Here is a 21,421-nt window from a genome sequence, read left to right as displayed (position 1 = left end):
GCAGGCAACCCCCCGACATGTCTGCGCGGCCACTTTTCGTTTCGCGACCGCTACCCGTTCACAGGTGCGAGGTGTCGTTGACGAGCCGCACCGACGAGCCACCGTCCGCGTAGAACTCGGTGATGCTGAGCGACGCGAGATCCAGGTGCAGGCGGTACAGCAGCGACGGCCCCGATTCGAGCGCCATCTGCAGGAACGTCTTGATGGGCGTGACGTGCGAGACGACGAGCACGGTCGAGCCGGCGTAGTCGGTCAGCAGGTCGTCGCGCACCGACGCGATCCGCTTGGCCACCTCGTCGAAGCTCTCGCCGTTCGGGGGTCGCACGGAGGTGTCGCCGAGCCAGCGCCGGTGCAGTTCGGGGTCGCGACGCGCGGCCTCGGCGAAGGTGAGACCCTCCCAGTCGCCGAAATCCGTCTCGATGAGTCCGTCGTGCACCGTCACCGGGAGATCGAGGGCGTCCGCGGCCGCAGCGGCGGTCTCCCGCGCGCGCCCCAGCGGAGACGACAGCACCGCGGTGATCCCCCCACGGGCACCGAGCCGCCGGGCCGCGGCGACCGCCTGGTCGCGACCGAGTTCGGTGAGCTCCGGGTTGCCCCGCCCCGAGTAGCGACGCTCGACCGACAGCGAGGTCTGCCCGTGACGCAGCAGCAGCAGACGGGTCGGTGTCCCGACCGCACCGGTCCAGCCGGGCGAGGCGGGAACGGCCGGATCCGGCACCGGCACGACCGGCGGGGTCGTGACGTTCTCGGTCCGCGCGCCCACCTGCACCGGGCGCGCCACGGTGTCGGACGCGACGTCCAGCATCGCTTCGGCCGCCGCGTCCATCGCGGCGTTGGCCAACCGGTCGGCGTGGGCGTTCTCAGCACGCGGGATCCACGTGTAGTCGACACTGCGGAACCGGCCGGCCAGCTCACGTGCCCGCGCGGCCAGCGGGATCATGTCGGCATGCTTGACCTGCCACCGGCCGCTCATCTGTTCGACGACGAGCTTGGAATCCATGCGGACGTGCACTTCGTCGGCGCCCAGTTCGGCGGCGGCGGTGAGACCGGCGATCAGGCCCTTGTACTCGGCGACGTTGTTCGTCGCGCGCCCGATGCTCGCCTGACGTTCGGCGAGGACGGTGCGATGGTCGGCATCGAAGACCACGGCACCGTAGCCGGCCGGTCCGGGATTCCCGCGGGAACCGCCGTCCGCTTCGACGACGACCGTCGTCACAGCCCGGATTCCTTGGTGCGGACCAGGATCGCGTCGCACTCCGGGCACCGGACCAGCAGGTCGGCGGGTGCGGCGGCGATCCGGGCGATCACACCGCGGTCGAGCTCGATACGGCACGCGCCGCAACGACGGGCCTGCAACAGTGCGGCGCCGATGCCGGACTTCTCGCGCTGCTTCTCGTAGAGGGTCACCAGTTCCGCGGGGAAGACGGCGAGCAGTGCCTCGCGGTCGCTGCGGCACCGCTGCTCGGCCACCTCGATGTCGGCGAGCGCCTCGTCGCGGGCGCGGACGGCGTCGCCGAGCTGGTCGTCGACCTGCGAAACCTGCGCGCCGGCGTGGTCGTGGTCGGCCTTCGACGCCTCGCGTCGCTCCATGACCTCGAGCAGGTCGTCCTCGAGTGCCGCCTGACGACGCTCGAGGCTGGTGAGCTCGTGCTGCAGTTCGGTGAGCTGCTTCGATCCCACCGAGCCGCTCTGGAGCATCGACCGGTCGCGGTCGGCGCGCATGCGCACGGCCTCGATCTCGCCCTCGAGCTTCCGGATGTCCCGGTCGAGGTCGTCGAGGATGATCTCGACGGCCACCGCGGCGTCCTTGCGCGCGTTGCGCTCGGTCTGCAGGCGGTCCACCTCCTGCTGTTCGGGCAGTGTCCGACGGCGATGCGCGAGGCGGTTCAGCTCTGCGTCCACGGCGGCGAGGGACAGCAGCTTGGCCTGCACGGTGGGTTCGACGTTCACTCGGGTGGTTCCTGCTTTCGATGGTGGGCCGGGAGTCGGCGGCCACGCGGGACGTGTCGTAGCTGATTACCGTACCGCGCCCGCCGCGGTCGTCCAGGGATCGGTGCGCAACTCGCTGACCCGCGCCTGCCAGCCGTCCCGATCGGCGAACGCCCCGTCGAGGACGTCGCGGGCCTGCGCGCACCACGGGTACTCGCTCGCCCAGTGCGCGACATCCACCAGCGCGGGACCTCCGGCGCGCAGATGCTCGTCGGCGGGATGGTGCCTCAGATCGGCGGTGACGTAGACGTCGGCACCCTGCGCGGTGGCGAGTCCGAGGAAGGAATCACCGGATCCGCCGCACACCGCCACGGTCCGCACCGGCCGCTCGGGGTCGCCCGCACCGCGCACACCCCATTCGGTGGCCGGCAGTGCGGCGGCGACGTCGGCAGTGAACTCGCGCAACGTGCGGGTGTGCGGCAGCTCCCCCACCCGGCCCAGACCGCGATCGCTCGGCAGGTCGGCGAGTTCGATGATGTCGAAGGCCGGTTCCTCATAGGGGTGCGCATCGCGCAGGGCCGCGAGCACCGCCGCGCGCGACCGGCGCGGCGCGATGACCTCGATCCGGTCCTCGGGGACGCGTTCGAGGTCACCGACCGAGCCGATGGCCGGATCCGCGCCGTCGACCGGGCGGAACTGGCCGGTGCCCGTGGTGGACCAGCAGCATTCGCGGTAGTTGCCGAGGGCACCCGCGCCCGCCGCGAACAGTCCCGCGCGCACCGCGTCGGCGGCGTCGGACGGCACCATGACGACCCACTTGTCGGTCGCCGGTTCGGGCTTGGCCTCGAGCGGTCGCAGCCCGGTCAGGCCCAGCGCCCCGGCGAGCGCGTCCGAGACGCCGGGGTTCGCGCGGTCGGCGTTGGTGTGCGCGGTGAACAGGGCGCAGCCGCCGCGGATGAGGCGGTGGATCAGCGCGCCCTTGGGGGTGTGCGCGCCCACGGTGTCGACTCCGCGCAGCAGCAGCGGGTGGTGCACGAGCAGCAGTTGCGCGCCCCATTCGAGTGCCTCGTCGACGACGGCCGCGGTCGCGTCGACGGCGAGCAGCACCTTGCGCACCGGCTCGTCGGGGTCGCCGGCGACGAGTCCCACCGAGTCCCAGCTCTCCGCCAGCGACGGCGGGTAGGCCGTCTCCAGAACGTCGATCACCTCACGCAGCGTCGCCGCCGTCACGTCCACCTCCAGCTGGTCCGCTCTCTCCTACGCGCACGACCCTACGCGGCGGAAGACCGGACGAACGGGGAGAATGGCCCGGTGACCGTTCTCGCTGCCACCCAGCCGCTCGTGCTCCCCGCTCCCGTCGTCCTGTTCGATCTGGACGGCACGCTCACCGATTCCGCGACCGGGGTGATCAACGGGTTCCTCCACGCCGCCGAGACGACCGGTTTCGAGGCACCCGACGGCGACCTGCAGTGGCTGCTCGGACCGCCCATGCGCGACACCCTGCAGAATCTCGGACTCGACGAGGAGCAGGTCGCTGCGGGACTCGCGGCCTACCGGGACTACTACTCCGCGACCGGCTGGGCGGAGAACGCCGTCTTCGACGGCATCGACGCGGTGCTCGAGGCCGTGCGCGGGGCCGGGAGCCGCCTGGCGGTGGCGACGTCGAAGTCCCAGACGTTCGCCGAGCGGATCCTCGACCACTTCGGTCTGACCGGATACTTCGAGTTCATCGGGGGTGCGAGCGACGACGGCGCCCGGCGGCACAAGTGGGAGGTCGTCGCGCACAGCCTCACCGCTCTCGGGATCGAGCCGCAGGATGCCGAGGCCGGTGGCACGACCGGTGTGGTGATGGTGGGCGACCGCGAGCACGACATCCACGGTGCGGGCCGGTTCGGCATCCCCACGGTCTTCGTCGAGTGGGGCTACGGCACCGAGACCGAAGGTCGTGCGGCGGCGCGGACGACCGCCTCGGTCCAGGAACTGCGGGAGGTGCTCACGGGTGGACGCTGACGACCGCTTCCACGTGACCTTCGTGTGCACCGGCAACATCTGCCGGTCGCCGATGGCCGAGAAGATCTTCGCGGAGCACCTGCGGCGGGAGGGACTCGACGACCGGGTCCGGGTGAGCAGCGCCGGCACGCACGGCTGGCACGTCGGGTCGGAGGCGGATCCGCGCACCGACGCGGTGCTGCAGCGGCACGGCTATCCGACCGGTCACCGCGCCGCGAAGCTCGGTGCCGAGCACCTGTCGGCCGACCTCGTCGTCGCCATGACCACCACCCACGAGCGGGCACTGGCGCAGCTCGGTGTCCCGTCCGATCGCCGTGTGCTGCTGCGTTCGTTCGATCCCGACGCCGACGACGATTCGGTGCCCGATCCGTACTACGGCTCCCTCGACGAGTTCGAGCAGGTCCGCGAGCAGATCGAAGCCGCTGTTCCGGGCCTGCTCGAGCGGGTGCGGCAGCAGTGAGACGCACCTCACCGGCTACCGTGGATCTGTGCGCCGATTGACATTTCTCCTACGCCCCGGCTGGTTGGTCCTGGCACTGGTGGTCGTCGGCTTCGCCTACGCGTGCTTCACGGTCCTCGCGCCGTGGCAGCTCGGTAAGAACACGAGCACCGAGGACCGCAACGGCCGCATCTCTGCGTCGATGGCACAGGACCCGGTTCCCGTCGGCGAACTGCTGGGCGGCGACGGTCCGACGATCGAGGACGAGTGGCGCCGCGTGCTCGCGCAGGGCTCTTATCTGCCCGAGTCGGACGTGCTCGTGCGGTTGCGCAACGTCGAGTCGCGGCCGGCCTACGAGGTGCTGACCCCGTTCGTCCTCGATTCCGGTGGCACGATCCTGGTCAACCGCGGGTACGTGCGTCCCGTGCGCGGCACCGAGATCCCGGAGATCCCGGTCGCGCCGTCCGGCACCGTCACCCTCGACGCCCGCATCCGGATGTCCGAGGGAACGGTCGAGGACAAGGCCCCCTTCGTGGACGCCGGCTACCAGCAGGTGTACTTCATCGACGCCCCGCAGGTCGCGTCCATCACGGGTCTCGACCTCGAGGACGTCTACCTGCAGCTCGACGCCGATCAGCCCGGTGGTCTCGGCGTGATCCCGCTCCCCCAGCTCGACTCCGGCCCGTATTTGTCGTACGGCCTGCAGTGGCTGGCATTCGGGATCATGGCTCCGCTGGGTCTGGGCTACTTCGTGTGGGCCGAGCTGCGGGAGCGCAGGAAGACCAAGGGTCAGCAAGACGGTGGTGACGCAGCCGGGGCCCCGGCGGAAGCGGCACCGCGCACCGCGAGCGAGAAGCTCGCCGATCGATACGGCCGGCCGCGGTGACCGAGCCGACCACCCTGCCCCGATTCGAGGAGCTCCCGATGTACGCGACCGTCGACGACTACCTGGCCGACAAGGATCCGGCCGCCGTCGATGTGTTCCGGCACGTGCGCGCCATGATCCTCGACCTCGGCGACGACGTCACCGAGCACGTCCACGCGTCGGAGATCTCCTGGTCGCGGGGTCGCCCGTTCGCGGCGGCGTTCGTCTACGCCTCGCGTCTCGAGGTGGCCCTGGACCTGCCGCGGCGCATCCACCACGCGACGCTGCGTGAGGCGTTCCCGAAGAAGGGGACGGTCACGACGCACCGCCTGAGCGTCTCGTCGGTCGACGAACTCGACGACCACTTCGTGGAGTTGCTCGACGTCGCCTACCGCACCGCGGCGGAACCGCGCGACTGACGCCCCACGGCTCCCTTCCGCACGAAGGAGACGAGATGGACGAGGTCAGCGGAGCGATCCGGTTCCTGTCGGCGTTCACGGCCATCGAGAACCACTTCAAGTGGCAGTTGCAGACGGACGAGGAGCACATGAGCTTCGTCCGGATGGCCAAGGAGTACGCCCGGCGTCACCGCACCCAGGTCGATCTGCCCGCCCTCCGGGCCTTCGCGGACCTGCGCAACGCGCTCGTGCACCAGGACTACTACGGGGGCAAGCCGGTCGCCGATCCGGTCCCGGAGGTCGTCGAGGCGATCGAGAGACTGCGCGACAGGATCATCGATCCGCCGAAGGTGCTGCAGGTCCTGCCGAGACGGGCACCCGCCGTGTTCGAGACGGGCACACCGCTGAATGAGGTGCTCGACGAGATCCGACGCCACGACTACTCGCAGTTCCCGATCTACGAGGACGACACCTATCTCGGGTTGCTGACGACGAACTGCATCGCCCGGTGGCTCGCGCATCGTCTCGCGACGGACGAGATCGTCGAGGGCGAGACCGTCGGAGCGGCCCTGGAGTTCGCCGAACCACACGAGCGGGCCGCGCACCTGCCCCGCACCATCACCGTGCCGCAGGCGATCAAGAAGCTATCGCCGCCCGCGGGCGGGCAACTGCCGCCGACGGCGTTGATCGTCACGCACAGTGGCAGCGCGAAGGAACGGCCGCTCATGATCGTCGTCGCCGACGACCTGCCGACGCTCGTCGCGGCGGTGAATGCGGGACATTAGATCTGGGTGGATCCGACCCCGCTGAGCGGGGCTCGATCCACCGGAATCGCACAGAGGATTGTGGGCGCGGAGGGTTTCGAACCCCCGACCGCTGGTGTGTAAAACCAGAGCTCTACCACTGAGCTACACGCCCGAAAGACGGCGGCAGGTGCCGCCGACTTCGCATCAGGACTTTAGCGCGGCGAGCGCTCTGGCCCAAGCTCCCTGGTCACGGGCCTCTCCGGGCTGGTTCTCCTCCGCGAACTGCACGATGCCGTCCTTGTCGATGACGAACGTGCCGCGGTTGGCGAAACCGAACTTCTCGTTGAACACACCGTAGGCCTGCGCGACCTCGCCGTGCGGCCAGAAGTCGGACAGCAGCGGGAAGGTGTAGCCCTGCTCGGCCGCCCAGATCTTGTGGCTCGGCGACGGGCCGACCGACACCGCGAGAATCGCAGTGTCGTCGTTCTCGAAGGTGGGTAGGTCGTCGCGGACGGCGCACAGCTCGCCCTGGCAGACGCCGGTGAAGGCGAGCGGGTAGAAGACCAGGAGCACGTTCTTGCTACCCCGGAAGCTCGACAGCGTCACTTCCTGGTTGTTCTGGTCCTTGAGGGTGAAATCGGGGGCTTCGGTGCCCACGGCGATCGGCATGCGTGTGGATCCTTACGTTCTGGGAGCCGGTTCAGCGGCGGGGACGGCCGGCCTTGGGCTGGACGAGGCGGCTGCCGATCCAGTCACCGAGGTTGGTGGCCGTGGTCTGGGTGAGGCCGGCCGTGGTGGCCGACTCGGCGATCTCGCTGGGCTCGACGTGATCGGGGCGACCGGTCTTGGGGGTGAGAACCCACACGACGCCCTCGTCGGCGAGGGGACCGATCGCGTCCATGAGGGTGTCCACCAGGTCGCCGTCGCTGTCGCGCCACCACAGCAGCACGACGTCGACGACCTCGTCGGAGTCCTCGTCGAGCAGCTCGGTACCGGTGACCTCTTCGATCGCAGCTCTCAACTCGTCGTCGGTGTCCTCGTCCCAACCGAGTTCCTGCACCACGTGGTCGTGAGTGATACCGAGCTTGGAGACATAGTTCTTGGCATCCGCCGCGGCGACCACGGTGGCTCCTCCTAAGGGTTGTGGTGCGCGAATCGGATCCGCGTACCGGCGTGACGATCAATTGGTCAAAGCGAACATCGTCGGAAGCCTCAACGCAACCCGAATCGCTGGGAAAAGCGGGAGAATCTTTGGAGAGGGACCCATTGCACCACCCCGCACCGTGTCCGATCCGTCCTGTTGGCCGGGCCACGGCGTGATCCTTCGTCGCGGATGGGGGAAGATGAGGGGTGCATCATGTTCAGATGTCGATTGCGTCGGCTCCCACAAGAGCCGGCCGACGGAGAGGGCGCTCCACCTACGCGCCCACCACGATGAGGAGCAGACGTTGACAGACCTGATCCACGGATCCGACTCCCGACAAGGCGCCGCACCGGGCGCGTCGGGACCGGGTTCCTCGGCCAAGCCGGCATCGACCAAGGACAATCGTGTCCGGGTGATCCGCGAGGGCGTGGCCTCCTACCTGCCGGATATCGATCCGGCGGAGACCGACGAGTGGCTCGAGTCGTTCGACGGGATGCTCGAGGCCGCGGGTCCCACCCGCGCGCGCTACCTGCTGCTGCGCATGCTCGAGCGTGCCAACGAGCGCAAGGTCTCCCTTCCCGCCCTGACCTCCACCGACTACGTCAACACCATCCCCACCGAGAGCGAACCGTGGTTCCCCGGTGACGAGGAGGTCGAGCGTCGCTTCCGCGCGTACATCCGGTGGAACGCGGCGATCATGGTCACCCGCGCGCAGCGTCCGGGTGTCGGCGTCGGTGGTCACATCTCCACCTACGCGTCGTCCGCCGCCCTGTACGAGGTCGGCTTCAACCACTTCTTCCGCGGCAAGGACCATCCCGGCGGCGGCGACCAGGTCTTCATCCAGGGCCACGCCTCCCCCGGTATCTATGCCCGCGCCTTCCTCGAGGGCCGTATCGGCACCGAGCAGCTCGACGGCTTCCGTCAGGAGCACAGCCACGCCTCGCTCGGCGGCGGCCTGCCGTCGTACCCGCACCCGCGCCTGCTCCCGAACTTCTGGGAGTTCCCGACGGTGTCCATGGGCCTGGGCCCGATGAACGCGATCTACCAGGCACGGTTCAACCACTACCTGCACGACCGCGGCATCAAGGACACCTCCGACCAGCACGTCTGGGCCTTCCTCGGTGACGGTGAGATGGACGAGCCGGAGTCGCGCGGCCTGGCGCACGTCGCGGCCACCGAGGGTCTCGACAACCTGACCTTCGTCGTCAACTGCAACCTGCAGCGTCTCGACGGCCCGGTGCGCGGCAACGGCAAGATCATCCAGGAGCTGGAGTCGTTCTTCCGCGGCGCCGGCTGGAACGTCATCAAGGTCGTGTGGGGCCGCGAGTGGGACGCCCTGCTGCACGCCGACAAGGACGGCGCGCTGGTCAATCTCATGAACGTCACGCCCGACGGCGACTACCAGACGTACAAGGCCAACGACGGCGCGTTCGTGCGCGAGCACTTCTTCGGCCGCGACCCGCGGACGAAGGAACTGGTCAAGGATCTGTCCGACCAGGACATCTGGAATCTCAAGCGCGGCGGCCACGACTACCGCAAGATCTACGCGGCGTACAAGGCCGCGATGGAGCACAAGGGTCAGCCGACGGTGATCCTCGCGCACACCATCAAGGGCTACACGCTCGGTAAGCACTTCGAGGGCCGTAACGCGACCCACCAGATGAAGAAGCTCACCCTCGAGGACCTGAAGTACTTCCGCGACCTCCAGCGGATCCCGATCTCGGACGAAGAGCTCGAGAAGGATCCGAAGATGCCGCCGTACTACCACCCCGGCTTCGAGTCGCCCGAGATCCAGTACATGCTCGAGCGTCGCCGGGCCCTCGGCGGCTTCCTTCCGGAGCGCCGCACCACCGCGAAGCCGTTGGCGCTGCCCGCGGAGAAGACCTACGACGTCGTCCGCAAGGGTTCGGGCAAGCAGGAGGTCGCCACCACCATGGCGACGGTCCGTGTGCTCAAGGAACTGTTGCGCGACAAGGAGATCGGCAAGCGTATCGTGCCGATCATCCCGGACGAGGCCCGTACCTTCGGTATGGACTCGTGGTTCCCGTCGCTGAAGATCTACAACCGCAACGGTCAGCTGTACACCTCGGTGGACGCCGATCTGATGCTCGCCTACAAGGAGAGCGAGGTCGGGCAGATCCTGCACGAGGGCATCAACGAGGCCGGTTCGACGGCGTCGTTCACGGCGGTCGGTACGTCCTACTCGACGCACGGCGAGCCGATGATCCCCGTGTACATCTTCTACTCGATGTTCGGTTTCCAGCGCACGGGCGACGGCCTGTGGGCGGCGGCCGACCAGATGGCACGCGGGTTCGTCCTCGGCGCGACCGCCGGTCGCACCACGCTGACCGGTGAGGGCCTGCAGCACGCCGACGGGCATTCACTGCTGCTCGCGTCGACCAACCCGGCCGCGGTCACCTACGACCCGGCCTTCTCCTACGAGATCGCCCACATCTTCCGCGACGGTCTGCGGCGGATGTACGGCGGCACGGACGGTGTCGACGGCTTCGGTGGCGAGGACGTCTTCTACTACATCACCGTCTACAACGAGCCGTACTCGCAGCCGGCCGAGCCGGAGGACCTCGACGTCGAGGGTCTGCTCAAGGGCATCTACCTGTACAAGCGGGGCCAGGAGTCGGGTCCGAAGGCGCAGATCCTGGTCTCGGGCGTGATGATGCCCGAGGCGCTGCGTGCGCAGGAGATCCTCGCCGACGAGTGGGGTGTGTCCGCGGACGTCTGGTCCGTCACCTCGTGGGGCGAGCTGCGTCGCGACGGTGTCGAGTGCGACCGGCAGGCGCTGCTGAACCCAGGTGAGGAAGCTCCGGTGCCCTATGTCGCGTCGGTGCTCAACGACGCTGCGGGTCCGTTCGTCGCGGTGTCCGACTGGATGCGCGCGGTGCCCGATCAGATCCGCAAGTGGGTTCCGGGCGACTACACGGTGCTCGGCGCCGACGGCTTCGGCTTCTCCGACACCCGTGGCGCCGCTCGCCGCGTGTTCAACATCGACGCCGAGTCCACGGTCGTCGCGGTGCTCTCGGCGCTGGGCCGCGAAGGCGCGATCGATCGTGAGAAGGCCGTCGAGGCGGCCCGCACCTACAAGATCGACGACGTGACGGCCGCTCCGGTCTCGATGGCGGACCCGGGCGTCGCCTGATCCGTCCGCCGGTCACGTCCGAGTGGCGTGACCGGCCGGCTCGCGGCCGCCGGGTACTTTCGTCCCATGGTCGACGAGCCGCAGCCCCGCCGGACCGGGCAGGTACCGGGCGTTCACAGGGAACGCCCGGTACCGCCGTCCCGTCCTCAGCGGGCACCGCTGCCCGACGCGCTGCTCCGTCGGGTCAAACAGTTCTCGGGGCGACTGTCCACCGAAGCAGTGCACGTCATGCAGGAGCAGTTGCCCTTCTTCGCCGATCTCGACGCATCGCAACGGTCGACCGTGCAGCTGGTCATCCAGACGTCGGTGGTCGACTTCCTCGAGTGGGTGCGCAATCCCGACAGTCCCGACAGCGACCTGCGGTTCAGCCTCGACGCCTTCCAGATGATCCCGCAGGATCTCGCCCGGCGCCTGACACTGCGTCAGACGGTGGACATGGTCCGCGCGGCGATGGAGTTCTTCGAGCAGTGGCTGCCGGCCCTCGCCCGCAACGAGGAACAACTCGTGGCACTCACCGAGGCGATCCTGCGGTACGGGCGCGAGCTCGGGTTCGCCGCCGCGGCGGTGTACGCGGGGGCGGCCGAGTCGCGGGGCGCATGGGACACGCGCCTCGAAGCCCTCGTCGTCGACGCCGTGGTACGCGGGGACACCGGGCCCGACATGCAGTCGCGGGCCGCGACCCTCAACTGGGACGCGACCGCCCCGGCGACGGTGATCGTCGGCACTCCCCCACCCGACCAGGGCGTCTCGGTGATCACCACCGTGCACACCGTCGCCCAGGAGCACGGTCGCGCCGCCCTCGCGGTGGTGCAGGGCGAACGCCTGGTGATGGTGGTCAGCGGGGAACTGCACGGGACGGTCGACGCAGCGAACTTCCGCACCGAGTTGATGCGCGCGTTCTCCGACGATCCCGTCGTGATCGGTCCGACGACACCGACGCTGGCGACCGCACACGTCTCCGCGGTCGAAGCGCTCGCCGGCATGGAGGCGGTCGTCGGATGGCCGGGAGCTCCCAGGCCGGTGCACGCCGCGGAGCTGCTGCCCGAGCGTGCGTTGCTCGGTGATCCCGGCGCGATCGCCGCGCTCGAGGACTTCGTCGTCGCTCCGCTGGCGGCTGCCGGGCCGTCCCTCGCGGACACGCTCGACGCATACCTCGACAGTGGGGGCGCTGTCGAGACTTGCGCCCGAAAGCTGTTTGTTCATCCAAATACCGTGCGGTATCGATTGAAGCGGATCACAGAAATAACGGGTCGGGATCCCACAAATCCCCGCGATGCGTACGTGCTCCGAATCGCTGCCACGGTAGGTCGCCTGGCACGAAGCCATAACGAATTGAGATCGCCTGCACCACCTGCCACTCGATTCACAATTCGCGAATCGGACACGTAACGTCTCCGACCTTTCGTCCGATAGCGAGCATCGACGTGCAGATTTGTGGGAACCCTACAAATCGAGGGGCAACCTTTCATCGCTACCGACATCTCGCAGGCACCCGCTCGCGGTGTTCCCTGGTGATCGTGATTTCGCTGCTTGCCCCCGGTCAGGGGTCTCAAACACCCGGAATGCTCGCCCCGTGGCTCGAGCAGTCCGGAGCGCGCGACCGCATCGACCAGTGGTCGCAGACGGCGGGACTCGATCTCGCGCGTCTGGGCACCACTGCCACCGCCGAGGAGATCACCGACACCGCGGTGACCCAGCCGCTCGTGGTGGCCTCCGCCCTGCTCGCCTTCGAGGATCTCGACCGTCGCGGCCTCGTGCCCGCCGACACGATCGTGGCCGGCCACTCCGTCGGTGAACTCGCCGCGGCCGCCATCGCGGGTGTCATCAGCGCCGACGATGCCGTCGCCCTCGCCGCCATCCGCGGAGCCGAGATGGCCCGCGCCTGCGCGCTCGAACCCACCGGAATGTCCGCCGTGCTCGGCGGTGCCGAGGACGAGGTGCTTGCGCGCCTCGCCGAGTTGGATCTGACCCCCGCGAACATGAACGCGGCCGGTCAGATCGTCGCAGCCGGGCGCCTGAGCGCGCTCGAGGAGCTCGCTGCGAACCCGCCCGAGAAGGCCCGCGTCCGCGCTCTGCCGGTCGCCGGTGCCTTCCACACCCGATTCATGGCACCCGCCCAGGACGCCGTGGCTGCCGCCGCGGCGAAGATCACACCTTCGGATCCGACGCACACGTTGCTGTCGAACTACGACGGCAAGCCCGTCACCTCCGGAGCCGACGCCCTCGAACGTCTCGCAGCCCAGGTCACCCGGCCCGTCCGGTGGGACCTGTGCACCGCCTCCCTGCGTGAAGCGCAGGTGAGCCGGATCGTCGAGCTTCCCCCCGCCGGCACGCTGGTGGGCATCGCCAAGCGCGAGATGCGCGGCACGCCCACCGTCGCCCTCAAGACCCCCGCGGAGATCTCCGCTCTGGCCGAAAGTCTTCAACTCGGTTAGGTTGCTGCGCGCGCCGTCGCACAGCACGGGCACCTCACCGGGACCTCCCCGGACCCCCGACCGGAAACATCCGGCCGGTTTCGAACGACATAGTCGACAGATCGAGAAGGGAGCCACATCGTGGCCGCCACCCAGGAAGAAATCATCGCCGGTCTCGCGGAGATCATCGAAGAGGTCACCGGCATCGAGCCCTCCGAGGTGACCGTCGAGAAGTCCTTCGTCGACGACCTCGACATCGACTCGCTGTCCATGGTCGAGATCGCCGTCCAGACCGAGGACAAGTACGGCGTGAAGATCCCCGACGAGGATCTCGCCGGCCTGCGCACCGTCGGTGACGCCGTGAACTACATCCAGAAGCTCGAGGCCGCAGGCGTTCAGGCCACGAACGACAACGAATGAGTTCTGCTGTGACCTCCCCTTCTCCTCGGGCACTCCGCAACGTCGTCGTCACCAGCCTCGCGGCTACGACGTCGATCGCCGGCGACGTGGACGCCACCTGGAAAGCACTGCTGGCCGGTGAGAGCGGGATCGGCACCATCGACGGCGGATTCGTCGACGAGTTCGACCTCCCGGTGCGCATCGGCGGAACCCTGAAGGTCAGCCCCGACGAGGGTCTGTCCCGCGTGGAACTCCGTCGCATGAGCTTCGTCGAGCGCCTCGCGCTCACCCTCGGACGCACCGTCTGGCAGAACGCCGGCAGCCCCGAGGTCGACCAGGACCGTCTCGGTGTGGTCATCGGTACGGGTCTCGGTGGCGGCGAATCGCTCATCGACGCCGTCGACAAGCTCCGTGACGGCGGCTACCGCAAGGTCTCGCCCTTCGCGGTGCAGATGATCATGCCGAACGGCCCGTCGGCCACCGTCGGACTCGAACTCGGTGCCCGCGCCGGGGTCATCACCCCGGTCTCGGCGTGCTCGTCCGGATCCGAGGCGATCGCCAACGCGTACCGGATGATCGCCTTCGGCGACGCCGACATCGTCGTCACCGGTGGTGTCGAGGGTCAGCTGGACGCGGTCGCCACCGCGGGCTTCGCGATGATGCGGGCGCTGAGCACCCGCAACGACGACCCGAAGGGCGCCTCGCGTCCGTTCGACAAGGACCGCGACGGTTTCGTCTTCGGCGAGGCCGGCGCACTGATGGTCCTCGAGAGCGAGGAGCATGCCAAGGCACGCGGAGCGACCATCCACGGTCGCATCCTCGGCGCCGGCATCACCTCCGACGGTTACCACATCGTCGCCCCCGATCCGGAAGGTACGGGAGCGGCTCGGGCCATGCGGCGGGCGATCGAGACCGCCGGGCTCACCAAGGCCGACATCGGGCACGTCAACGCGCACGCGACGGCCACCCCGATCGGCGACGTGGCCGAAGCCAAGGCCATCAACGCGGCCGTGGGCAACCACGCCGCGATCTACGCCCCCAAGTCCGCGCTCGGTCATTCGATCGGTGCGGTGGGTGCACTCGAAGCAGTACTCACGGTCCTGACTCTGCGTGACGGGGTCATCCCGCCCACGCTGAATCTAGAGAACCAGGATCCAGAGATCGATCTCGACGTGGTCAAGGGCGAACCACGTTCCGGCCGGATCGATTTCGCGCTGAACAACTCGTTCGGTTTCGGTGGGCACAACGTGGCGCTCGCATTCGGTCGCGCCTGACCGTCGACGCCGGTCCGCCCCATGCGGTGGAGGCTCCACCCGGAGCCTCCACCGCAGCCCACCACCACCGCGTCTGCCCGAGGAGCACCCGATGACCATCCTGGATCCAGCCACCCCGCGTGAGACGACGGTGGACCCGAGAGATCCGTTGGCCCGTCTCGAGAAACTGTTCGACCCGGGCAGCCTGGAACTGCTGCACACCCGCGACAAGTCGGGCGTCCTCGCCGCCGTCGGCGAGGTCGACGGCATCCGCACCGTCGCATACTGCTCCGATGCCACCGTCATGGGCGGAGCCATGGGCGTGGAGGGATGCAAGCACATCGTCTCCGCCATCGACCACGCCATCGACCACGAGATTCCCGTGGTCGGCATCTTCCACTCCGGTGGCGCGCGTCTGGCCGAGGGCGTCGAGGCCCTCCACGCCGTCGGCCTGGTCTTCGAGGCCATGGTCCGCGCGTCCGGTCTGATTCCCCAGATCTCCGTCGTTCTCGGCTTCGCGGCCGGCGGTGCCGCCTACGGCCCGGCCCTGACCGACATCGTCATCATGGCCCCCGAGGGCCGTGTCTTCGTCACCGGACCGGACGTGGTCCGCAGCGTCACCGGTGAGCAGGTCGACATGGAGTCGCTCGGCGGCCCCGACACGCACACCAAGAAGTCCGGTGTCGCGCACATCGCCGCGCACGACGAGGCCGACGCCCTGCACCGGGCACGCCGCCTGGTGTCGATGCTGGCCGAGCAGGGCGAATTCGACGTCGCCGCAGCGGCACTCGGCGACACCGACCTGCGGGCGCTGATGCCCGCGTCGCCGCGACGCGCATACGACGTGCGGCCGATCGTCCACCAGATGCTCGACAACGTCGACGGCGAGTCCTCCTTCGAGGAACTGCAGGCCGGCTGGGCCCGCAGCATCGTCACCGGCTTCGGCCGTCTCGGCGGCCGCACGGTCGGGGTCATCGCCAACAACCCGCTGCGCCTCGGCGGCTGCCTCAACTCCGAGAGCGCCGAGAAGTCAGCGCGTTTCGTGCGGATGTGCAACGCCTTCGGTGTTCCGCTCGTCGTCATCGTCGACGTTCCCGGTTACCTTCCCGGCGTGAGCCAGGAGTGGGAGGGTGTCGTGCGACGCGGCGCCAAGCTGCTCCACGCATTCGCCGAGGCGAAGGTTCCCCGCGTCACGCTCGTGACACGCAAGATCTACGGCGGCGCATACATCGCGATGAACTCCCGGGCACTCGGGGCCACTGCCGTCTACGCGTGGCCGGAGTCCGAGGTGGCCGTGATGGGCGCGAAGGCCGCTGTGGGCATCCTCCACAAGAAGGCCCTCGCCGCGGCTCCCGAGGAGGAGCGTGAGGCGCTGCACGACCGTCTCGCCGCCGAACACGAGGCGATCGCCGGTGGCGTCGGGCGTGCGATGGCCATCGGTGTGGTCGACGAGATGATCGATCCCGCCACCACGCGCAGCACCCTGGCCGCCGCGCTCGCCGCCGCACCCGCGGTTCGCGGACGGCACAAGAACATTCCGCTCTGATCCGGACACAGCACGAGAACACCGGCACCGCTCCTCGGAGTGGTGCCGGTGTTCTCGTATCAGGAAGATGTGGGGTGCGTTCCGGTCGCGTCACCGGGGCGGCGGACCGCGGTCAGCCGACGTCCCGGCGGAGCCACGTCACCTGCGCGCCTTCGTCGCCGCTGCGGTACGGCTCGAGCTCTTCGTCCCATGCCGTTCCGAGGGCGCGGTGCAGTTCGCTCGTGACATCGGCGGAGGACAGCATGGCGCGCAGACGCATCTCTCCGACGACGATGTCGCCGTTGGCGCTCGTGCACCCGCGCCACAGACCCAGTCGGGGGACGTAGCTGAAACGTTCGCCGTCGACGCCCTCGCTGGGATTCTCGGTGATCTCGAAGCGGAGCATCGGCCACGACCGCAGCACGTCGGCCAGTCGCGCGGCCGTGCCCACGGGCCCGACCCAGTCGACGCAGGTGCGCAGCAGCCCCGGTGCGGCGGGCTGGCCCGTCCACGAGAGATCGGGCCGGCAGTCGAGGATGTCGGCCAGTGCCCACTCGATGTGCGGGCACACGGCCGCCGGTGAGGAATGGACATAGATCACCCCCGCCGTGGCATCCGCGAATTGGTTGGATGCGCGCATACATTCACCTCCGATTCGACCAGGACGTCTTCCCCAACGACCTTCGTCGATCAAGGCTTCTCCATGCAGGCTGCGTACAAGTGTGCCCGTGTGGCGTGTGTTTCGCCAGCGAACCAGAGAGGTTTATGTGAATTCGGTGATGATCGCGTCTCCGAGGGCAGGCCAGAGCGGTTTCGCCCAGTCTCCGAACGCACGATCAGTAAGTACCACAGCGGCGACGGAAATTTCGGGATCTACCCAAATGAAGGTGCCCGACTGACCGAAATGACCGAAAGTGCGCGGTGAATTACCGATGGCGGTCCAATGCGGATTCTTCTCACCGCGGATCTCGAATCCGAGGCCCCAGTCGTTGGGCTTGAACATCCCGTAGCCGGGCACGAGTCCGTTCAGACCCGGGAACTGCACGCTGGTCGCCTCGGCGAGGGTTTCGCGCGAGACCAGCACGGGGTCGAGCAGCTCGCGCGCGAACAACGCGAGATCGGCGACCGAGGACTGCGCCCCGTGACCGGCCGGCCCCGGCAGGGACGAGGACGGCATGCCGAGCGGCTCGAAGACCGCCTGCCGGAGGTATTCCGGGAACTCGATACCGGTTTCCGTCTCGACGAGTTCGGCGAGCACCTCGAAGCCCGCACTCGAGTAGATCCGCTTGCGTTCGGGTTCGGTCTGCACGGTGCGCTCACCGAACGCCAGACCCGAGGCGTGGGCGAGCAGATGGCGCACCGTCGACCCCTCGGGGCCCGCGGGCTGATCGAGCTCGATCGCGCCCTCCTCGACGGCCACCAGCGCGGCGTACGCCACGAGCGGCTTCGTCACCGATGCGAGGGGGAAGACCTCGTCGAGGTCTCCCCTGGACGCGACCGTTCCGCCGTCGCGGGTCACCACCGCGGCGGCGGAACGGTCGACAGGCCAGTCGCTGAGCAGATCGAGGCTGTGCACGCGATCAGCCTACGAGACGGCCCGGCGGGGCGAGGTCACCGGTCGGAACCGGTCACCAGTCGGCTTCGGTGTAGCGGATGACGCCGCGGATGTTCCTGCCCTCGAGCATGTCCCGGTATCCGTCGTTGATCTGCTCGAGGGTGTAGGTGCGCGTGACCATGTCGGCCAGGTTCAGCTGACCGGACTTGTACAGGTCGAGCAGGTTCGGGATGTCGACGCGGGCGTTGCACCCACCGAAGATGTTGCCCTTGAGGTCCTTCTGCAGCATCGAGAACAGGAACGAGTTCAGCTTGACGTCCATGTCGGACATGTAGCCCATCGCCGTGACGACGCACCGGCCGCCCTTGGCCGTGAGGGTCAACGCGGGATCGACCAGTTCACCCTTCATCTCGCCCACCGTGATGATCGTCGAGTGGCACATGCGGCCCCACGTGATCTCCATGATCGGCACGATGGCCTCCTCGATGGAGGCGTAGGTGTGCGTGGCACCGAACTTCAGCGCCTGCTCGCGCTTGAACGGTTCCGGGTCGATCGCGAAGACGTGACGCGCACCGGAGGCCACGGCGCCCTGCAGGGCGCTCATGCCGACGCCGCCGACGCCGATGATGGCAACCGAGTCGCCGGCCTTGACCTCGGCGATGTTCGTCGCCGAACCCCAACCGGTGGGCACGCCGCAGCCGACGAGCGCGGCGAGCTCGAACGGCACGTCCTTGTCGATCTTGACGACCTGGCTCTGGTTGACTGTCATGTACGGCGAGAAGGTACCGAGCAGGCACATCGCGATCACGTTCTGGCCGCGCGCCTGGATGCGGTAGGTGCCGTCGGAGATCGCCTGGCCGCTGAGCAGTCCGGCGCCGAGATCGCACAGGTTCGAATGCCCCGAGGCACAGGACGGACACCGCCCGCACGCGGGGATGAAGGACAGCACGACGTGGTCGCCCACCTCGAGGCCCACCACTCCCTCACCGACCTTGGTGATCACGCCCGAACCTTCGTGACCGCCCATGGCGGGGAACGACGGCATCGGGGTTGCGCCCGTGACGATGTGGTGGTCGGAATGGCACATGCCGGCGGCTTCCATGCGGATCTGCACTTCGCCCGCGACGGGATCGCCGAGTTCGATCTCCTCGACCGACCACGGTTCGTCGATGCCCCACAGCACTGCACCCTTGGTCTTCATCTGGCTCGCCCTCCATCGCATTGCCGGTTGTGCACGTGACGATAGACACAATCGCACAGAATTGGAACAGGTTCTAGCCCTCGTCCCGGTCCGGTCGACATGCGACCGCGGATACCGTGGGACCCGAGCACCGCGGGTCCCCACCGCCCGACCGTCCGAGGAGATGCCGTGCCCGACAATCCGGAACTCACCTTCCACGGCGCGGCGAGAACCGTCACCGGCTCGTGCGCGATGATCGAACTCGGCGACGCCCGCATCCTGGTCGACTGCGGGATGTTCCAGGGTTCGCGCAGCCTCGAGAAACTCAACGTCGCGGAGTTCGCGTTCGCTCCGGAGTCGATCGACGCGGTGATCCTCACCCACGCGCACATCGACCACTGCGGGCTGCTTCCCAAGCTCGTCGCGCGCGGATTCGGGGGCCGCATCTTCTGCACCGCCCCGACGGCCGAGCTGCTCTCGTTCATGCTCGCCGATTCGGCGCGGATCCAGGAGTTCGAGGCCCAGCGCCGCAATCGGCGCCGCGACCGCGCGCACCGGGCGAAATTCCACCCGATCTACACCGAGGAGGACGCCCGGCTCGCCGCCTCGCGCGCCCGGCCGGTTCCGCTCGAGGAGTGGTTCGAGCCGGCACCCGGCTTCCGGGTCCGCCTGTGGAATGCCGGACACATCCTGGGGTCGGCATCGGCGGAGATCGAGGCCGGCGGTGTGCGCATGTTGTTCTCGGGCGATCTGGGCCCGGAACAGAAGGCCTTCCATGCCGATCCGGAAGGTCCGACCGGACTCGACCACGTCGTCTGCGAATCCACCTACGGGGATCGCTCACGCCCTCGGCTCACGATCGCCGAGCGCCGCGACCTCCTCGCGCGGGAGGTGAACGAGGCGATGGAGCGCGGCGGCAACCTGATCGTGCCGTCGTTCGCTCTCGAACGCACCCAGGAGTTGTTGCTCGACATCGGATACCTGCTCGACGACGAGCACATTCCCGATGTGCCGGTCTTCGTCGACTCCCCGCTCGCGATCCGCGCCACCGACGTCTTCGCCGCACACGCCGGAGAACTCGAGGACCTCGACGGCCGGAACGTCTTCCGCCATCCGGGCATCCGATACACCGCCGAGGCCGAGGAGTCGATGCGGATCGACACCTACCGACGCGCGATCATCATCGCGGCCTCCGGGATGTGCGAGGCGGGACGGGTTCGGCACCACCTGCGGAACAACCTCGCCCGCCCCGACTCGACGGTGCTCTTCGTCGGCTATCAGGCGCAGGGCACGCTCGGCAGGGTGATCCTCGAGGGTGCGTCGAAGGTCCGGATCTCGGGTGAGGACATCGACGTCCGGGCGCAGATCCGGCGGATCGACAGTTACTCCGCACATGCCGACCGCGGCGAGCTGGTGCGCTGGGTCGGGCACCGCGCGCCGATCTCCGGCACGGTCTTCCTCGACCACGGCGAGCCCGATGCGCTCGCTGCCTTCACGGCGTCACTGCACGGACTCGATGCGGACCTGAACGTGGTCGTTCCGGAGATCGGTGCGCGGTACCGGCTCGTGGCAGGTGGCCCGGCCGAGTACGTCGCGACCGTCGCACCGCCGGCGCCGGTGCACGTCGGCCGCGACTGGCAGAACGAGTACGCCGAGTTCGCCACCGGCCTGCGCGACCAACTGCTCGAGATCGACGACCCGCGCACCCGGGAGCGTGCGATCGCTGCGATGCGGAAGGTGCTCGACGAATACCGCACGGGTGCCCCGCCCCCGGAGGAGCACCGACGCCACTCGAGGCCGGGCCGACGCAAGCCACCACCTCGTCGGAGGCGCCGTTTCTGAGCCGATCCCTCCACCTTCCGCGAGAATCGTATCGCGCGATATGCATCCTCTCATTGTAGAGAATGGCATTTCCGTCTAACGTGATCCTCATGTTCGACCGCGGCGAGGGCCGCCGCATCGGCATCGGACAACGGAGGACGAACCATGACGACGAAGGCGCTCGCGCCCGACGTATCCACGTGGCCGGCAGAGAACCCGCAGCTCATCGGCAGCCGCTGCGACGACTGCTCCGCGACCACGTGGCCCACCCAGCCGCGCTGCCCCCGGTGCAGCGGGGCGAACATCTCGGAACTGCTGCTGCCGCGTCGCGGCACGCTCGTGGCATGGACCACGCAGGGATTCGTGCCGAAGCAGCCCTACGCGGGCAACGAGACGGCGGCGACCTTCACTCCCTTCGCGTTCGGCCTCGTCCAGCTCGGTGACGTGGTCCGCGTCGAGGCCCGCCTCACGGAGACCGACCCCGAGAAACTGCGCCCGGGCATGGAACTCGAGCTCACCTTCGTCCCCTTCTACACCGACGAAGAGGGCACCGACATCGTCACGTGGGCCTTCGCGCCGATCTGATCCG

At 68.6% G+C, this 21,421-nt stretch carries 21 protein-coding genes and 1 tRNA gene; 13 read left to right on the top strand and 9 right to left on the bottom strand.

Annotated elements, in window-relative coordinates; translation table 11 throughout:
- Positions 1-58: 58 nt before the first annotated feature.
- The 3 genes from B9C99_RS05955 to B9C99_RS05945 all read right to left on the bottom strand — a co-directional run bounded on the left by B9C99_RS05955 (position 59) and on the right by B9C99_RS05945 (position 3,159).
- Positions 59-1,216, bottom strand: a complete 1,158-nt coding sequence (locus B9C99_RS05955; RefSeq protein ID WP_088897250.1) for a bifunctional RNase H/acid phosphatase — start codon at positions 1,214-1,216, stop codon at positions 59-61.
- Complete coding sequence (locus B9C99_RS05950) at positions 1,213-1,950, bottom strand: C4-type zinc ribbon domain-containing protein (RefSeq protein WP_016690838.1); 738 nt, start codon at positions 1,948-1,950, stop codon at positions 1,213-1,215. The genes B9C99_RS05955 and B9C99_RS05950 overlap by 4 nt, the downstream gene beginning before the upstream one ends.
- A gap of 66 nt (positions 1,951-2,016) precedes the next feature.
- Positions 2,017-3,159 (bottom strand): Nif3-like dinuclear metal center hexameric protein, encoded by a 1,143-nt coding sequence (locus B9C99_RS05945; RefSeq protein ID WP_172414877.1) that lies wholly within the window; start codon positions 3,157-3,159, stop codon positions 2,017-2,019.
- A gap of 81 nt (positions 3,160-3,240) precedes the next feature.
- Between B9C99_RS05945 and B9C99_RS05940 the strand changes: the two genes are divergently transcribed.
- From B9C99_RS05940 to B9C99_RS05920, 5 genes are read left to right on the top strand one after another with little or no spacing between them, the layout of a single operon-like run.
- Positions 3,241-3,939: an HAD hydrolase-like protein gene (locus B9C99_RS05940; RefSeq protein WP_088897248.1), complete on the top strand. Its 699-nt coding sequence runs from the start codon at positions 3,241-3,243 to the stop codon at positions 3,937-3,939.
- Entirely contained in the window at positions 3,929-4,399 is a 471-nt protein-coding gene (locus B9C99_RS05935) for a low molecular weight protein-tyrosine-phosphatase (RefSeq protein WP_016690841.1), read from the top strand. Before B9C99_RS05940 ends, B9C99_RS05935 begins: the two co-directional genes overlap by 11 nt.
- A gap of 28 nt (positions 4,400-4,427) precedes the next feature.
- Complete coding sequence (locus B9C99_RS05930) at positions 4,428-5,264, top strand: SURF1 family protein (protein WP_172414876.1); 837 nt, start codon at positions 4,428-4,430, stop codon at positions 5,262-5,264.
- On the top strand, positions 5,261-5,662 hold the full coding sequence (locus tag B9C99_RS05925) for a DUF5655 domain-containing protein (RefSeq protein ID WP_016690843.1): 402 nt from the start codon (positions 5,261-5,263) through the stop codon (positions 5,660-5,662). Before B9C99_RS05930 ends, B9C99_RS05925 begins: the two co-directional genes overlap by 4 nt.
- A 35-nt stretch (positions 5,663-5,697) precedes the next feature.
- Positions 5,698-6,426, top strand: coding sequence for a CBS domain-containing protein (locus B9C99_RS05920; protein WP_088897246.1), 729 nt, complete (start codon positions 5,698-5,700; stop codon positions 6,424-6,426).
- 61 nt (positions 6,427-6,487) lie between these two features.
- Here B9C99_RS05920 and B9C99_RS05915 read toward each other — a convergent pair.
- The 3 genes from B9C99_RS05915 to B9C99_RS05905 all read right to left on the bottom strand — a co-directional run bounded on the left by B9C99_RS05915 (position 6,488) and on the right by B9C99_RS05905 (position 7,510).
- A tRNA-Val gene (locus B9C99_RS05915) sits at positions 6,488-6,559 on the bottom strand.
- 32 nt (positions 6,560-6,591) lie between these two features.
- Positions 6,592-7,056, bottom strand: a complete 465-nt coding sequence (locus B9C99_RS05910) for a peroxiredoxin (protein ID WP_016693279.1) — start codon at positions 7,054-7,056, stop codon at positions 6,592-6,594.
- Positions 7,057-7,087: 31 nt separating this feature from the next.
- Positions 7,088-7,510, bottom strand: coding sequence for a DUF3052 domain-containing protein (locus B9C99_RS05905; protein WP_016933310.1), 423 nt, complete (start codon positions 7,508-7,510; stop codon positions 7,088-7,090).
- 325 nt (positions 7,511-7,835) lie between these two features.
- Between B9C99_RS05905 and aceE the strand changes: the two genes are divergently transcribed.
- The 6 genes from aceE (at position 7,836) to B9C99_RS05875 (ending at position 16,297) form a co-directional block, all read left to right on the top strand.
- Positions 7,836-10,685, top strand: coding sequence for a pyruvate dehydrogenase (acetyl-transferring), homodimeric type (aceE, locus tag B9C99_RS05900; RefSeq protein ID WP_088897245.1), 2,850 nt, complete (start codon positions 7,836-7,838; stop codon positions 10,683-10,685).
- A 66-nt stretch (positions 10,686-10,751) separates the two neighbouring features.
- Positions 10,752-12,074, top strand: a complete 1,323-nt coding sequence (locus tag B9C99_RS05895) for a helix-turn-helix domain-containing protein (RefSeq protein ID WP_229565065.1) — start codon at positions 10,752-10,754, stop codon at positions 12,072-12,074.
- 128 nt (positions 12,075-12,202) lie between these two features.
- Positions 12,203-13,120 (top strand): ACP S-malonyltransferase, encoded by a 918-nt coding sequence (locus B9C99_RS05890; RefSeq protein ID WP_088897295.1) that lies wholly within the window; start codon positions 12,203-12,205, stop codon positions 13,118-13,120.
- A gap of 120 nt (positions 13,121-13,240) precedes the next feature.
- The gene (acpM, locus tag B9C99_RS05885) at positions 13,241-13,519 is read left to right on the top strand and encodes a meromycolate extension acyl carrier protein AcpM (RefSeq protein ID WP_016691373.1); all 279 of its coding nucleotides are present in this window, start codon (positions 13,241-13,243) and stop codon (positions 13,517-13,519) included.
- The gene (locus B9C99_RS05880) at positions 13,516-14,772 is read left to right on the top strand and encodes a KasA/KasB family beta-ketoacyl-ACP synthase (RefSeq protein WP_172414875.1); all 1,257 of its coding nucleotides are present in this window, start codon (positions 13,516-13,518) and stop codon (positions 14,770-14,772) included. Before acpM ends, B9C99_RS05880 begins: the two co-directional genes overlap by 4 nt.
- 91 nt (positions 14,773-14,863) lie before the next feature.
- Positions 14,864-16,297, top strand: a complete 1,434-nt coding sequence (locus tag B9C99_RS05875; RefSeq protein WP_088897243.1) for an acyl-CoA carboxylase subunit beta — start codon at positions 14,864-14,866, stop codon at positions 16,295-16,297.
- A 112-nt stretch (positions 16,298-16,409) separates the two neighbouring features.
- Here the strand turns inward: B9C99_RS05875 and B9C99_RS05870 are convergent, their stop codons facing one another.
- From B9C99_RS05870 to B9C99_RS05860, 3 genes are all read right to left on the bottom strand, one after another.
- Positions 16,410-16,916, bottom strand: a complete 507-nt coding sequence (locus tag B9C99_RS05870; protein ID WP_088897242.1) for a DUF3145 domain-containing protein — start codon at positions 16,914-16,916, stop codon at positions 16,410-16,412.
- A gap of 123 nt (positions 16,917-17,039) precedes the next feature.
- Positions 17,040-17,852: a serine hydrolase gene (locus B9C99_RS05865; protein ID WP_088897241.1), complete on the bottom strand. Its 813-nt coding sequence runs from the start codon at positions 17,850-17,852 to the stop codon at positions 17,040-17,042.
- A gap of 52 nt (positions 17,853-17,904) precedes the next feature.
- Positions 17,905-19,032, bottom strand: coding sequence for an NDMA-dependent alcohol dehydrogenase (locus tag B9C99_RS05860; protein ID WP_016691368.1), 1,128 nt, complete (start codon positions 19,030-19,032; stop codon positions 17,905-17,907).
- A gap of 168 nt (positions 19,033-19,200) precedes the next feature.
- Between B9C99_RS05860 and B9C99_RS05855 the strand changes: the two genes are divergently transcribed.
- On the top strand, positions 19,201-20,853 hold the full coding sequence (locus B9C99_RS05855) for an MBL fold metallo-hydrolase (RefSeq protein WP_088897240.1): 1,653 nt from the start codon (positions 19,201-19,203) through the stop codon (positions 20,851-20,853).
- Positions 20,854-20,997: 144 nt separating this feature from the next.
- Positions 20,998-21,417: a Zn-ribbon domain-containing OB-fold protein gene (locus B9C99_RS05850; protein WP_088897239.1), complete on the top strand. Its 420-nt coding sequence runs from the start codon at positions 20,998-21,000 to the stop codon at positions 21,415-21,417.
- Positions 21,418-21,421: the final 4 nt, after the last annotated feature.

The organism is Rhodococcus sp. BUPNP1 (assembly GCF_002215235.1).
GTDB lineage: Bacteria > Actinomycetota > Actinomycetes > Mycobacteriales > Mycobacteriaceae > Rhodococcus.
The sequence above is the reverse complement of the archived record's forward strand: the minus strand, read 5'-3'. Positions and strand labels throughout refer to the sequence as shown.

What these genes read in the sequence shown, in the direction of transcription:
- B9C99_RS05850 (WP_088897239.1), top strand. Translation starts at nt 20,998, where the DNA reads ATGACGACGAAGGCGCTCGCGCCCGACGTATCCACGTGGCCGGCAGAG.
- B9C99_RS05860 (WP_016691368.1), bottom strand. Translation starts at nt 19,032, where the DNA reads ATGAAGACCAAGGGTGCAGTGCTGTGGGGCATCGACGAACCGTGGTCG.
- B9C99_RS05895 (WP_229565065.1), top strand. Translation starts at nt 10,752, where the DNA reads ATGGTCGACGAGCCGCAGCCCCGCCGGACCGGGCAGGTACCGGGCGTT.
- B9C99_RS05880 (WP_172414875.1), top strand. Translation starts at nt 13,516, where the DNA reads ATGAGTTCTGCTGTGACCTCCCCTTCTCCTCGGGCACTCCGCAACGTC.
- B9C99_RS05920 (WP_088897246.1), top strand. Translation starts at nt 5,698, where the DNA reads ATGGACGAGGTCAGCGGAGCGATCCGGTTCCTGTCGGCGTTCACGGCC.
- B9C99_RS05910 (WP_016693279.1), bottom strand. Translation starts at nt 7,056, where the DNA reads ATGCCGATCGCCGTGGGCACCGAAGCCCCCGATTTCACCCTCAAGGAC.
- B9C99_RS05870 (WP_088897242.1), bottom strand. Translation starts at nt 16,916, where the DNA reads ATGCGCGCATCCAACCAATTCGCGGATGCCACGGCGGGGGTGATCTAT.
- B9C99_RS05875 (WP_088897243.1), top strand. Translation starts at nt 14,864, where the DNA reads ATGACCATCCTGGATCCAGCCACCCCGCGTGAGACGACGGTGGACCCG.